Source organism: Corynebacterium argentoratense DSM 44202 (assembly GCF_000590555.1).
GTDB classification, from domain to species: Bacteria; Actinomycetota; Actinomycetes; order Mycobacteriales; family Mycobacteriaceae; genus Corynebacterium; species Corynebacterium argentoratense.
In genome coordinates this window covers 1,927,056-1,940,644 of the sequence record NC_022198.1, presented here as the reverse complement: position 1 = coordinate 1,940,644, position 13,589 = coordinate 1,927,056, and the positions used below count along the sequence as shown (strand labels likewise).

Below are 13,589 nucleotides of genomic sequence, written 5' to 3'. Positions count from 1 at the left end.
CCGGGCGTGCATGCGGGCGGTGACTTTAGCCAGAGCAGCCTGTAGGGTTGCGGCTTGGTTCGCGTGCAGTTGTTGTGATTGTCTCCGTGACGGGCTGAGGTGCGTTTGCTCGTTGCATTTATTGAAAAACGGTTTGAAAATGAGACCGCATGCAGGGTTGTGCGTGAGTGTCGCGGATGCTTGCGGTTAGGGTTCACGCACGGCTGTTCTTTGCAGGCGCCATCCGCGAAAACTTCCCCGCCCCAAACCCTCTCGGCGCACGCACCTCCAACGCCGCAGCGCAGCCCCGGTGGGGCAACCCACCCCCGGCCCCTCACACGCCTACCATTACCACAGTATTTCGCACGCCCCAGCCCCCGCGGCGCGGAGCCCCAGCCGATACGTCCCTCACGTCTTTTGCAGGAAACCACAGGAGGACCCTAGTGGACGGCACCCCTCGCCCCGAACCCCACCGCGCCCACCCCGACGCCGACGCCCCCACCCGCGCCACCGGTAAGCATCGAGCACCCCATCCCCAGGCCGCCACAATGGGCACACGCGCCACAAGCATGCGGGACACAACCACACACCCGGCAACCACACACCCCACAACCAAGCACTCATCCCCCCTTTCCCTCTCCGTTTCCCTCTCCTCGGCCTGGCTTTCCGCCCTCATCTTGGCCGGGTTCGCAGGCGTCGGCGGCTGGCAGCGCCGCTGGATGAGCGACGACGGCCTCATCGTTTTGCGCACCGTCCGCAACCTCCTCGCCGGCAACGGCCCCGTGTTCAATGCCGGGGAGCGAGTCGAAGCGAACACTTCGACCCTGTGGCAGTACCTCATTTATGTGGGTGCCCTCCTCACCCCTGCCCGACTGGAGATCATCGCGTTGTGGCTGGCCTTGGGCTTTACTGTGGCGGCGATGGTCGCGGCGTCATTGGGGTCGGCGAAGCTGTATCGCGTTAAGGGCTCCGCACACCGGAGCCGTCTGCTGTTCGTGCCGCTGGGTGGGCTGGTGTACCTGGCGTTGCCGCCCGCGCGCGATTTTGCGACGTCGGGGCTCGAGTGGGGTTTGAGCATTTTTTGGGTCGCGGTCCTGTGGTGGGTGTTGGTGACGTGGGTGCGCAACGATTCGCCCGGGGTGTTGGGCTTTGCCTCCCTGTGGTGCGGCCTGAGTTGGCTGGTGCGCCCCGAGCTTGTTTTGTATGGTGCAATCGCTGGGCTTGTTCTGCTGTTGGGGGCGGGTTCGTGTCGGCGGCGCGGCTTGATTATGGTGGCCGCTCTGCCTCTTCCCGCTGGTTATCAGCTGTTTCGTATGGCGTATTACGGTTTGTTGGTGCCGCAGACGGCGGTGGCGAAGTCCGCGAGCGATGCGGAGTGGTCGACCGGTTGGGCGTACGTGACTGACCTGTTTGAGCCCTACAGTTTGTTGTTTGGTGTTGTTGCTGCGGCGGTCGCTGGGGTGTTGGTTGCGGTGTGGTTTGGGGCAGATCCGCGGTTGTTGGCTTCCCGTGCGAGTGGTGCGGGCGTGTCGGTTGCGGCAGCTGACGGTGAGGATTCTGGGGTGATGACGTCGCGGGGGTTGCGGGTGCGTCGCCCCGTCACCGTTGTGGTTGTGATGCTGCTGTGTGGTGTGCTGCATGGGCTGTATGTTGTTCGTGTTGGTGGGGATTTCATGCATGGGCGCATGCTGTTGATCCCTTTGTTTGCGCTGTTGTGCCCGTTGATGGTGGTGCCGGTGTGGTTGCTGGCGGCGGGTGGCGCTGAGGCCAGCGGAAGGGGCGACGTCATCACCCATAGCGCACCTAGCCCCGGTAGCGCCCGTACCACTAGTGTGAAGGGTGGCGCGCGGGGTCGTGCTGTTTTTCCGGCGTTGGCTGTGGTTGCTGCGGCTGCGGCTGGGGGTTGGGCGATCGCCACGGCGCATGCGGGCACCGATTGGCAGCCGCCGGACAAGGATCCGAATAAGGAGTTGGGGGTTATTGACGAGCGGGAGTTTTGGATGTGGTTTAGCGGCCACACTGCCCAGGATCCTCCGCTGGTTGCTAGCGACTTCCTCGATATTGACCGCATGTGGGGTTACGAGGAGGCGATTGAGCGTGCCTATGAGCAGCCAACGGGGATGATTTTGTCGATCCAGAGCCAGGAGCCGGGGCATCCCTTCAATTGGATGACGGTTCCGGGGATGGAGCCTGGCACTCCTGATCCGGATGGGTTGGTGACGCTGCGCCCGACGGTCGCCTACATCAACCTTGGCATGACCGGTATGAATGCGCCTTTGGATATTCGCGTGGTGGATACGGTGGGTTTGGCGAATCCGGTTGCTGCGCGCCAGCCGCGTATCGAGGGTGGCCGGATCGGTCACGACAAGATGTTGCCGTTGGAGTGGGCGTTGGCGGATTCTTCGACTCGGATGGATATGGTGCCGGGGTATATCAGCACTCCGGGGACTATTGAGGCGCGCAGGGCTATTCATACGGATGATTTTGTGCGGATTTATCGCAGTTATCGTCAGCCGTGGTCGCCGCGGGTGGCTTTGTCGAACATTAAGTTTGCGTTGACGAGGGGGCGGACGATCGAGTTGGAGAAGGATCCGGAGGATTATCGTGATCAGCCGGAGGTGCCGGGTGCGGTGTTGGCGTGGCCGACGGAGATTCATTTGGATGATCGCGAGGGCTAGTTTGGTCTAGCGTGGTGCTGTGCATGAGGCTTGGGTGGTAGCCGCGCGCCGCGTGCCGTGGTGGGGTTGCTGCCGCTAGGGTTGAGGGAGATATGTGCGTGCCTTCGTTGGGTGCGTGCGCGTCACGAGATCCGAAAGACTAGAGGTTTTTACCTTGAGTGAACGAACGACCGTTAAGTCCGACACTGTCGCGAATGCCGGCGCCCAGAATGCTGGCGCTCAGAAGGGTGGGGGCCCTGAGCAGTTGCAGCGCGTGCTGTTGCCGCGTTTGGGTGAGCCGCATGATGTGCGCACCTTGTATGTGTTGGAGGCGGAGACTAACCGGGAGCGTGCCCGGTGGGATAATCGCACCCAGGTGCGTATTCCGGCTGGTTCTGAGTTGAGTTTCCAGACGTATTTCAATGCGTTTCCGGCGAGTTATTGGCGTCGCTGGTCGCAGTTGTCTCGTGTTCTTTTGCGTGTTGACGTCGCGGGGACTGCGCGTGTGGATGTCTACCGCTCGAAGATCGATGGCAGCCGTATTGGTGTTGAGGGCAAGGTTGTTTCCGATGGGGTGGCGGAGTTCGATTTGGATTTGGCACCGTTTGAGGATGGGGGTTGGTATTGGTTTGATGTGACGGCGGAGTCGGATACGGAGATTGTGTCGGCTGGCTGGTTTGCGGCTGAGGCGCCTGGTCCGCAGGTGATGCCGGATGGTAGTACGGTGGGGCCGTTTGAGCCGCGGGTGACTGTGGGTATTCCTACGTTCAACCGTCCTGCTGATGCTGTTGCTGCTTTGGAGGCGTTGGCTTCTGATCCGGTGGTGGATGCGGTGATCGATACGGTTATTATGCCTGATCAGGGTAATAAGCATCCTGCAGATGAGCCTGGGTATGCTGCCGCGACTGAGCATTTTGGGGATCGGTTCTTTGAGTTCCGCCAGGGCAACCTTGGTGGTTCGGGTGGTTATTCGCGCATCATGTACGAAGCTTTGGGCGGTCCTGATGGAACTAAGCCTGCTGGTGCAAAGAAGTCTCCTTACATTTTGTATATGGATGACGATATTGCGATTGAGCCGGATAGCGTGTTGCGTGCGTTGCAGGCTGCGCGTTATGCGAAGACGCCGACGTTGATTGGTGGCCAGATGCTGAATTTGCAGGAGCGCAGCCACCTGCATTCGATGGGTGAGGTCATTAATCGCGCTGATTTCATGTGGACGTCGGCGCCGCATGTGCACTATGACCATGATTTTTCCGAGATGCCTTTGAGTTATAAGGGCAGTCCGGGTGATAAGCCGGATGCGAAGAATTCTCGTGATTTGCACCGCCGAATCGATGTTGATTACAACGGCTGGTGGATGTGCATGATTCCACATGTGGTTGCGGAGCGTATTGGACTGCCGCTGCCGTTGTTCATTAAGTGGGACGACGCCGAGTACGGTTTGCGTGCTGGTAAGGCTGGTTTTCCGACGGCAACATGGCCGGGTATCGCGATTTGGCATATGGCGTGGTCGGATAAGGACGACGCGATCGATTGGCAGGCCTATTTCCATTTGCGTAACCGTTTGATTGTTGCGGCGATGGATCATGATGGCCCGGTCAAGGGCATTATTCGCTCGATGCAGAAGGCGACGCTGAAGCATTTGTTGTGCTTGGAGTACTCGACGGTCGCTATTCAGAATGAGGCGATGAAGGACTTCTTGGCGGGTCCGGATCAGTTGTTTGACATTTTGGAGACGTCGTTGCCGAGGATCGCTGCGATTCGTAAGACGTATCCGGATGCGGTGGTGTTGCCGACGGCTGCGCAGTTGCCGAAGCCGACGGGTGCACCGGGTGTTCCGACGAAGGATATTGGTGGCCGTTTGGCTCCGGTGAAGAAGGCTGTGTGGTTGGCGAAGGGTTTGAAGCATTCGCTGACTAAGGAAGATCCGGCGCATCATGATGTGCCTCAGGCGAATTTTGCTCCGATCGAGGCGCGTTGGTTTAGCTTGTCGCGGGTTGACGGCGCGACGGTGACGATGGCAGATGGTCGCGGCGTCGTGTATCGCCAGCGTGATTTGAATAAGGCGAAGGATTTGTTGAAGGAATCGCGGCGTTTGCAGAAGCTTGTTGAGGAGCGTTTTGATGAGCTTCGCGGGCAGTATCGCGCTGCTCATAGTCGTTTGAGCAGTCTTGATGCGTGGAAGGACATCTTTGATGCCTAGTTCTTCGCAGGCGCTGTTGCGTGATGTTGCCGACCGCTGGTCTGCGTGGAAGGCGGGCCCTGAGTGGGAGGCCGATGCGTTGGTGGCGATTCAGTCTGCGACTCATGACGTCGCGGGAGTTCTGCCGACTGCGCGTGTGATGTCGCACGTGGGGGAGCATGCCCTTGGTTGGTTGGGTTTGTCTGCTGCTGGCGCGTTGTTTGATAAGCATCGTCGTCGCCAGTGGTGTGGGCTGGGTACGGCTGCGTTGGTTGCGCATGCGGCGAGTGTGGTGTTGAAGCGGGTTGTGCGCAGGCCGCGGCCTCATGATGAGCGCATCGTGGTTGGCGTGTCGACACCGTCGAACCATAGTTTTCCCAGTTCGCACGCGACGTCAACAACTGCGACGATGGCTGCGTTGGCTGTGCTGACTGGTTCTTCTGTGCCTTATGTTGGTGCGGGCGCTATGATGCTTTCCCGCATGATTTTGGGTGTGCATTATCCGACGGATGTCACCTGTGGTGCCTTGGTAGGTGTGGCGGCGGCGAAGGCCGTCATGCCGTACTTTGAGGGTTAGACAAGCTTTTTTACTTCTTTGGGAGAAAGACGATCGTGAGCACTGGACTTGGATCTGAACCGCATACTCGCGGTATCGAGCCCACCGAGGGCAAACCTCCGAAGGGGCTTGTTGATGGGATGATCAAGGCGTTGCGCCCTAAGCAGTGGGTGAAGAACGTCCTGGTGCTTGCCGCGCCTGCGGCCGCGGGTTCTGAAGTGCTGCTGAATGGCCGCACCCTTGCCGATGTTGGCATTGCGTTTGTGGCTTTTTGCTTCGCGGCGTCATCAATTTATTTGATTAATGATGCTCGTGACGTTGAGGCTGACCGGGCGCATCCGAAGAAGCGTTTCCGCCCGATCGCTGCTGGTGTGTTGCCGGTGAATGTGGCGTATGTGATGGCGGTGGTGCTGATTATTGCGGCGCTTGGGGTGAGCCTGTTGGCGACTGCCGGGCATGCCTTGGGCATTGTTGTCGCCGTTTATATTGCGCTGCAGTTGGGTTATTGCTTCAGTTGGAAGCATCAGCCGGTGTTGGATATCGCGTTGGTGTCCAGTGGTTTTATGCTGCGTGCGATGGCCGGTGGTGTTGCTGGCGGGATTGATTTGTCGCAGTGGTTCTTGCTGGTGGCAGCGTTTGGTTCGTTGTTTATGGCGTCGGGTAAGCGTTATAGCGAAATTTTGTTGGCGCAGCGTTCTGGCGCGAAGATCCGGAAGTCTTTGGAGGGGTATACGCCGACGTATTTGCGTTTCGTGTGGACGTTGTCGGCGACGGCTGTGGTGATGAGCTACGCGTTGTGGGGTTTTGGTTTGTCGAAGGCTGCTGGGGGCGCGGCGGGTGTGTGGTATCAGGTGTCGATGGTGCCGTTTACTGTGGCGATTTTGCGTTACGCTGCCGATGTTGACCGTGGTGATGGCGGGGCGCCGGATGAGTTGGCGTTGAGTGACCGTACGTTGCAGGTTCTTGCTTTGGCGTGGGTGTTCTGCGTCGGTATGGCCGTGTATGTGGTCCCGTTGGTGTAGGTGTGGGCTAGTACGTAGTTAGGCAGTGTTTCCCCAGGTGGCTTATGACTGGTGTGAATGTTGTTAAGTAGTGTTACCCCGAGGTTGGGGTAGTCAGACGAAAGTGACTTGGTTTTTCTCCGCTGACGTGTACTTTAAAACTTGGTAACGTTTTGGTCTCGGTGGCCGATGTTCCACATGTTAAGCAATTTTGACCTCGGTAAAACTTGCTCGAAAAAGGCTCAATCTGGCCACCTTAGAGGCCCTACAAAGGAGTGCAATGACGACTCGACACACAGCCCGCACCGGCTTGCTCGGCACACTGCGCGGCATCAAGAGCTCCGCGAAGTCGATCTCGCGGAAGGTTGCAGCCACCGTTGTCGCGGCGGCAACCGTCTGCAGCATCGGAATGGTGGGCACGGGCACCGCCCACGCAGGCAACCGCGATTGGCTGCGCCCCGACAACACTGGCTCCTGCGATTGGGACCCGGTTGGTTTCTGGGTTCAGCGCTGTGACGTGTGGAGCCCCGCAATGGGCCGCAACATTCCCGTCCAGATTCAGCCGGCTGGCCGCGGCGGTAACGCTGGCCTCTACCTGCTCGACGGCATGCGTGCGACCGACTACTACAACGCGTGGACCCATGATGCTAACGCTCCTGCGGCCTACGTTGACCACAACATCACCTTGGTGATGCCTATCGGTGGCGCGGGTTCCTTCTACGCTGACTGGGATGCTCCGGCCAACCTGTCTTCCATGTCTTCGGCTCCGGTGATTTACAAGTGGGAGACCTTCCTCACCTCTGAGCTGCCGGCCTACCTGCAGCAGCACTTCGGTGTTGACCCGCACAACAACTCCATCGCTGGCCTGTCCATGGGCGGCACCTCTGCGATCTCCTTGGCTGGTAATCACCCGGATCAGTTCCGTCAGGCAATGTCCTGGTCTGGTTACCTGACCACCACGATGCCCGGCATGCAGACCCTGCTGCGTTTGGCTCTGCTGGACACCGGTGGATTCAACGTCAGCGCTATGTACGGCATCTTGATCAACCCCCGTCGCTTCCACGATGATCCTTTCTGGGCCACCGGTGGGTTGCGTAACACCGATGTCTACATTTCTGCGGCTACTGGCCTGTGGGGTCCGCAGGATGCCGGTATTCCGACCATGCAGAAGATCAACGGCTCTGTTTTGGAGGCGCTGTCCCTGGAAACCACGCTGGTGTGGGAAGCCAAGGCGCGCGCTGAGGGCATCAATGTCACCAACCACTACCGCCCGAATGGTGTCCACGCGTGGAACCAGTGGAATGACGAGCTCTACCTCACTCGCGAGCGCGTGCTCAACGTGATGAACGCCTGGTAATAATTCCTGGCGCCGCCCCTAGCCCCCGGATGTGCTCTAAGTAGTGCGCCCGGGGGTTTTGTTATGGGGACCGGCGGAGTCACGTGGTGGGCGTTTCGGGGTGAACACGCCGGGGCGACCCTAATGTAAAAGTTTAAACTTTAACTTAAACTTGAGGGTGCTTTATTTTAAGTACTTCACGACTGCCCTTTCCGGAGGCGGGGAACCTCCGGAGATTGCGGGAGTCAATTCAGCCACCCCTTTTTTCAGTTACTTAAGGATCTTTCATGCGCGACACCGCAATCAAGACCCGCCGCAACAAGCTCATTGCCGCCCTCGCGGTTCCCTCGGCACTTGCAATCGGTACCGGACTCATCGTTTTCCCCGCCGACAAGGCCGAGGCTGAACAGCGCGATGTGCTGGCTCAAGGCTCGAGCTTCGGCAGCTCCGAAATCTCCGGCTACCTCAAGGACGACAATGTCCCCGAGCGCAGCCCCATCCGCACCGACTTCCCGAAGATTGACGGCCTGCCCGACGGCGTATCCGTCGAACGCCAGGAGTGGTTGTCGGACCGCCGGGTCGCACTGTTCATCCGCTCTGCTGCCATGCCTGATCAGCTGGTTCAGGTGCAGCTGCTGCTGCCGCGCGATTGGTACTCCCAACCGGGCAAGAAGTTCCCCGAGGTCTGGGCCCTGGACGGCCTGCGCGCGACCGATAAGGAAAACGGCTGGACGATCAACACCAACATCCAGCAGTTCTTCTCCGACAAGAACGTCATCACCGTCCTGCCGGTCGGCGGCGAGGCTTCCTTCTACTCTGACTGGGACCGCGAAGATAACGGCAAGAACTACAAGTGGGAAACCTTCCTCACTCAGGAACTACCCGCAGTGCTGCACAACGGATACCGCTCCAACGGCACCCGCGGTATTTTCGGCCTGTCGATGGGTGGCACTGCTGCCGTCAACCTGGCTGAACACCGTCCCGACATGTTCAACTTCGTTGGCTCCTTCTCCGGCTACCTGGACACCACCAGCCCCGGAATGCAGCTGGGTATTCAGGGCGCTCTGAAGGATGCCGGTGGGTATGATGCGACCGCAATGTGGGGCCCGTTGAACTCCCAAAAGTGGATCGACAACGACCCGAAGCTCGGTATCGAGGCACTCAAGGGCAAGACCGTCTATGTGTCCGCTGGTAACGGTGCTGACGATTTCGGCCAGAACAACTCGGTCGCAACCGGCCCGGCTAACCCCGCGGGTGTTGGTCTTGAGGTTCTGTCCCGCATGACCACCCAGACCTTCGTCAACAGGGCAAAAACTGCGGGTGTCCCCGTGATTTCCCACTTCCGTCCCTCCGGCGTGCATAACTGGCCTTACTGGCAGTTCGAGCTCACCCAGGCGTGGCCACACATTGCTGATGCCCTGGCCCTCGACAAGGACGACCGCGGTGCGGATTGTGCGCCCGTCGGTGCGATTGCTGAGGCAACCAAGGGTGGCGAGTTCGGCAAGTGCGTCAACAACGAGTACGACATTGCCGGCGGTAAGGCAGAGGACTTCCGCAACGGTCGCGCCTACTGGCACCCGGATACCGGTGCTCACGTGCTGGTTGGTTTGATCAGCGCCCGCTACTCGGAGATGGGTGCTGCTGATTCGTGGCTTGGTTTCCCGCTGACCGGTGAGCAGGGCACCCCGGATGGTGTCGGACGCTACGTGCACTTCCAGAACGGTTCCATTTACTGGACTCCGAAGTTGGGTGCGCAGCCTGTCCCGAAGGACATGTTCGACGCATGGGGCGCTACCGGTTGGGAAAACGGTCCGCTTGGCTACCCGGTCGCGGAGCCCAAGGAATTGGGTGGCAAGCTGGTTCAGCAGTTCCAGCACGGCTACGTTGTCCGCAATGGCGACAAGGCCTTCGTTGTTCACGGTGACATCGCTAAGCGCTACGGTTCGATGAACACCACCGCTTCGAAGCTTGGTGCGCCGACGTCTAACGAGATTCCGCTGAAGGGCGGTGTGGTGCAGCACTTCGATAATGGTTCCTTCTACTGGACCCCGGAGACCGGCGCGAAGTTCATCTTCAATGGCCCGATCCGTGACGCCTGGGGCGCTAGCGGTTGGGAGAACGGCCCCTTCGGTTGGCCGACCAAGGACCAGGAGGCCATCGCCGCTGGTGGCGAGACCATGTCCTTCCAGCATGGCACCATCAAGCAGGTTAATGGCCGCGTGATCGAGGAACACAACTAATGCGTGCCCCGAAGCAGTTGGTGCGTAAGAGTGCTGGCCTGGCGCTAGCCGGCGTGCTGCTCGCAGGCGGGCTTGTGGCCTGTGGCTCCGCGACGTCATCAAGTGATGACGCCGACCCTGCCGCAGCGTCGAGCTCTAGCCTGGCGCGGGCAGACAAGGATGCTTCCGAGCAGAAGTCTGGGGACAAGAGCCAGGATTCGAAGGCTGGTGACTCGGCGAAGAAGGACCACAATGGCGGGGCCGCGAAGCCTGCTCAGGGTGGTGCTGCCGTCAATGACCAGCCGGCGGAGGAGATCTCGGAGGTGCCTTCGTTTAAGGATGACTACAGCGACAAAGACCACGCCTACCTGGATGATTTGAAGGATAAGGGCATCGACCCGAAGGGGATCGAGGCGCAACTGATCGGCACCGCCAGCGAGGTATGCCGCGCTAAGGACGCCGGGGAAGAGTCTTTCCTGGTTGAGCCCATCGCGGGGCAGCTGGTGGAGTTGGGGCACACGGATTTGTCGCTCGAGGATGCGCGGACTGTCATCACCCAGGCAGCACAGCGAGCTTATTGCTAACGCTGCTAGGGTGGTGGCCTCACACAACGTGACGGAAGGGTTGTACTGATGGGCCGAAACGCTAGGGGTGCTGGACAGGATCGTTCCAGCATCGGCAAGTTGTTGATCGCCGTGTTGGCGGTGTTGGTGGTCATTGTGATTGGCGTTGGGCTGATGCGCCATTTCGAGGGACCATCGGATACTGGGCCAACGGAAACGCCCAGCAGCCCCGAAGCGGAGAGCCCGAAGCAACCGGAGTGGTGCCCGTCGGTGGAGTTTATTTCTGCCCCGGGTACCTGGGAGTCATCCCCGGATGACGATCCGCTGAATCCGACATTCAACCCGATGAGTTTCATGCTCAGCGTCACCAATCCCTTGAAGGAACGCTACCCCGAGGGTGAGCCGGGTGGTGTGAAGATATGGACTGTCCCGTACACCGCTCAGTTTAAAAACCTGGGTGCTATGCACGAGATGGGTTATGACAAGTCCCGGACCGAGGGCGCCAATAAGGTTGCTGCGGAGCTCACGACGATGCATGAGCAGTGCCCCTTGACCGATTTTGTTATGGCTGGGTTCTCGCAGGGTGCGGTGTTGTTGGGCGATATTGCTAATGAGATTGGCACGCAGGATATTCCGGTTCCGGCTGAACGCATCAGGGGTGTCGCCCTGGTAGCGGATGGTCGTCGGGAGCCTGGGGTTGGCCAGACCGCTGGTATCGAGGTTAGGGGTGTTGGCGCGGAGGTGTCGCTCCAGTCGCTTAACGGTCTCGCTCAGGTGGTGACGCCTGGTGCAACGATGCGTGGTCCCCGACCGGGTGGATTTGGCAGTTTGAACGATCGGGTGTTTGAAATTTGTGCGCCGGATGATTCGATTTGTGACGCCCCGTTGGGTGTTGATGATGCGATTGGTCGCGCGCAGGCACTGGTTGATGCCAACGGTGTGCATGCAATGTATGCGACAAACCCGGTGGTCTTCGAGGGGACGACGACGAATCAGTGGCTGGTTCAGTGGGCTGAGAACCTCATTGGGGCACCGTAGTCCTTAGCGACGCGCGGGGGCGAAACACTGCAGCAATGTAATGTTTGTCGCTCCCAAACCTATATATTTAGCGAGTGAAACAAAACACCAGCTTGAAAGGCTAAACACTATGGACTTGCATGCAGCAATCGGACAGTTCTTCAACGACAAGGGCGACATTGCCCTCCCGTCGCAGATCACCCTCGCCGGTTTGGCTGAAATGATGTACCAGGCCGATGCTGCACAGGGTGGGGCTGGCCGCCACTGCATGCGTTTCTGGGATTACTCAGAATCCCGCGAAGGGGTTGCTCACGACTTCACCCGCGCAGAGATCAACACCCGTATCAAGGCTGTTGCGGCACGCCTTCAGCAGGTTGGCTCCATCGGCGACCGCGTGGCGATCCTGGCGGGCAACAGCCCGGAGTACATCTTCGGCTTCATCGGCTCCCTGTACGCCGGCATGGTTCCGGTGCCGTTGTATGACCCGAACGAGCCCGGCCACGCTGATCATTTGGCGGCGGTGTTGGGTGATGCCCAGCCGAAGTTTGTGCTGACCAATAAGCGTTCTGCGCCGAATGTGCGCCGCATGTTCTCTGACCGCCCTGCGGCAGAGCGCCCCCGTATCTTGGGCGTTGACTCACTGCCGGATTCCCTGGCGGAGAGCTTCGAAAACCCCCTCATTCGCCCCGAGGCTGCGGCCCTGGTTGCGGCAATCGGCGCGCCCGTTGACCTTCCGGCATTCCTGCAGTACACCTCGGGTAGCACCCGCACCCCGGCCGGTGTTGTGTTGACCAACCGCTCCATTTTGACCAACGTGCTGCAGATTTTCACTGCGGCAAGATTGAAGACTCCTTTGCGTATGGTCAGCTGGTTGCCGTTGCACCACGATATGGGCATCATTTTGGCTGCGTTTGTCACCATTTTGGGTCTTGAGATGGAAATGATGACGCCGCGGGACTTCATCCAGCAGCCAAAGCGCTGGATCCAGCAGATTAACCGCCGCGAGAGCGATAACGCGCTGTACACGGTGGTTCCGAACTTCGCTCTGGAGTTGGCGGTGGCGTATGGCCGTCCGGAGGAGGGCGAGCAGATTGATCTCAGCCACATCGATGGTTTGATCATTGGTTCCGAGCCGGTCACCCCGAAGGCCGTGAACGCTTTCCGCGAGGTTTTTGGCCCTTATGGTTTGCCGGAGTCCTGCATGCGCCCGTCCTATGGTCTGGCGGAGGCCTCCTTGTTGGTCACCACACCGCAGTCTCCGGTGCGTCCGCGTGTGACGTGGGTGGATCGGGACAAGCTCAACCAGGGCGCTGCCGTTGTGGTGGAGGAAGGCCCGGGGGCTGTTCCTCTGATGTCCAATGGTGAGGTTGTTCGCCCGCAGCAGCTGGTTATTGTTGATCCCGAGACCCGCTGCGAGGTTCCTGATGGCACCGTTGGCGAGTTGTGGGCACATGGTGACAACATGGCGTTCGGCTATCTTGATCGTCCGGAGGAAACTCTCGCGACGTTCCGCAACACTTTGGTGCAGCGTTTGCCGGAGAACTCCCGTGCCGCAGGTGCTCCGGAGGATGATCGTTGGATGGCGACGGGCGATCTGGGCGTGTTCATCGATGGGGAAATCCACATCACTGGCCGTATGAAGGACCTCATTGTTATCGCTGGTCGTAACCACTATCCGCAGGATATTGAGTACACCGTGGACCACGCGAGCGAGCACATTCGACCGGCAGCCATCGCGGCGTTCGCTATTGAGGGTGATGAGACCGAGCGGCTCGTCATCATCGCCGAGCGCGATCTCGACAAGACCCCTGAGGGTGATGACGCCGCGAAGCAGGCGATCCGCGCGGCCGTGACGGAAGCGCACGGGGTTCAGCCCCACGACGTCGTCATTGTGGCTCCGGACGAGATCAAGCGTTCTTCGTCTGGAAAGATTGCGCGCCGGGTGGCCAAGAAGCACTACTTGGGGCAGTAACTTTCCTACTGGTGGGGTGTTTGTCCGTACGCCTGCAAGGCGTAACGGATTGGGCTGATACCTATATATAGTAGAGAAGGATTTTTTCGAGCTTGATGAGGTAAAGG

9 protein-coding genes are annotated in these 13,589 nt (G+C 59.5%); all 9 read left to right on the top strand.

Going from position 1 to position 13,589, the window contains the following annotated elements; genetic code table 11:
• The first annotated feature begins 422 nt into the window (after nucleotides 1-422).
• The 9 genes from CARG_RS09005 to CARG_RS08965 all read left to right on the top strand — a co-directional run bounded on the left by CARG_RS09005 (nucleotide 423) and on the right by CARG_RS08965 (nucleotide 13,482).
• Nucleotides 423-2,657: a hypothetical protein gene (locus tag CARG_RS09005; RefSeq protein ID WP_021012340.1), complete on the top strand. Its 2,235-nt coding sequence runs from the start codon at nucleotides 423-425 to the stop codon at nucleotides 2,655-2,657.
• A gap of 244 nt (nucleotides 2,658-2,901) precedes the next feature.
• The gene (locus CARG_RS09000; RefSeq protein WP_041747846.1) at nucleotides 2,902-4,839 is read left to right on the top strand and encodes a glycosyltransferase; all 1,938 of its coding nucleotides are present in this window, start codon (nucleotides 2,902-2,904) and stop codon (nucleotides 4,837-4,839) included.
• The gene (locus CARG_RS08995; RefSeq protein WP_021012338.1) at nucleotides 4,832-5,395 is read left to right on the top strand and encodes a phosphatase PAP2 family protein; all 564 of its coding nucleotides are present in this window, start codon (nucleotides 4,832-4,834) and stop codon (nucleotides 5,393-5,395) included. Before CARG_RS09000 ends, CARG_RS08995 begins: the two co-directional genes overlap by 8 nt.
• A 35-nt stretch (nucleotides 5,396-5,430) precedes the next feature.
• A complete protein-coding gene (locus CARG_RS08990; RefSeq protein ID WP_234654191.1) occupies nucleotides 5,431-6,396 on the top strand; it encodes a decaprenyl-phosphate phosphoribosyltransferase in 966 nt (321 codons plus the stop codon).
• A 259-nt stretch (nucleotides 6,397-6,655) separates the two neighbouring features.
• Entirely contained in the window at nucleotides 6,656-7,732 is a 1,077-nt protein-coding gene (locus CARG_RS08985) for an alpha/beta hydrolase (RefSeq protein WP_021012336.1), read from the top strand.
• Nucleotides 7,733-7,998: 266 nt separating this feature from the next.
• On the top strand, nucleotides 7,999-9,951 hold the full coding sequence (locus tag CARG_RS08980; protein WP_021012335.1) for an alpha/beta hydrolase-fold protein: 1,953 nt from the start codon (nucleotides 7,999-8,001) through the stop codon (nucleotides 9,949-9,951).
• Nucleotides 9,951-10,514 carry a DUF732 domain-containing protein gene (locus CARG_RS08975; protein ID WP_021012334.1) on the top strand — a complete coding sequence of 188 codons (564 nt, stop codon included), beginning with the start codon at nucleotides 9,951-9,953 and terminating at the stop codon, nucleotides 10,512-10,514. Before CARG_RS08980 ends, CARG_RS08975 begins: the two co-directional genes overlap by 1 nt.
• A gap of 90 nt (nucleotides 10,515-10,604) precedes the next feature.
• Nucleotides 10,605-11,531: a cutinase family protein gene (locus CARG_RS08970; protein ID WP_041747842.1), complete on the top strand. Its 927-nt coding sequence runs from the start codon at nucleotides 10,605-10,607 to the stop codon at nucleotides 11,529-11,531.
• Between the two features lie 109 nt (nucleotides 11,532-11,640).
• Nucleotides 11,641-13,482 carry a FadD32-like long-chain-fatty-acid--AMP ligase gene (locus CARG_RS08965; RefSeq protein WP_021012332.1) on the top strand — a complete coding sequence of 614 codons (1,842 nt, stop codon included), beginning with the start codon at nucleotides 11,641-11,643 and terminating at the stop codon, nucleotides 13,480-13,482.
• Nucleotides 13,483-13,589: the final 107 nt, after the last annotated feature.

What these genes read in the sequence shown, in the direction of transcription:
- CARG_RS08995 (WP_021012338.1), top strand. Translation starts at nt 4,832, where the DNA reads ATGCCTAGTTCTTCGCAGGCGCTGTTGCGTGATGTTGCCGACCGCTGG.
- CARG_RS08965 (WP_021012332.1), top strand. Translation starts at nt 11,641, where the DNA reads ATGGACTTGCATGCAGCAATCGGACAGTTCTTCAACGACAAGGGCGAC.
- CARG_RS08985 (WP_021012336.1), top strand. Translation starts at nt 6,656, where the DNA reads ATGACGACTCGACACACAGCCCGCACCGGCTTGCTCGGCACACTGCGC.
- CARG_RS08980 (WP_021012335.1), top strand. Translation starts at nt 7,999, where the DNA reads ATGCGCGACACCGCAATCAAGACCCGCCGCAACAAGCTCATTGCCGCC.
- CARG_RS08975 (WP_021012334.1), top strand. Translation starts at nt 9,951, where the DNA reads ATGCGTGCCCCGAAGCAGTTGGTGCGTAAGAGTGCTGGCCTGGCGCTA.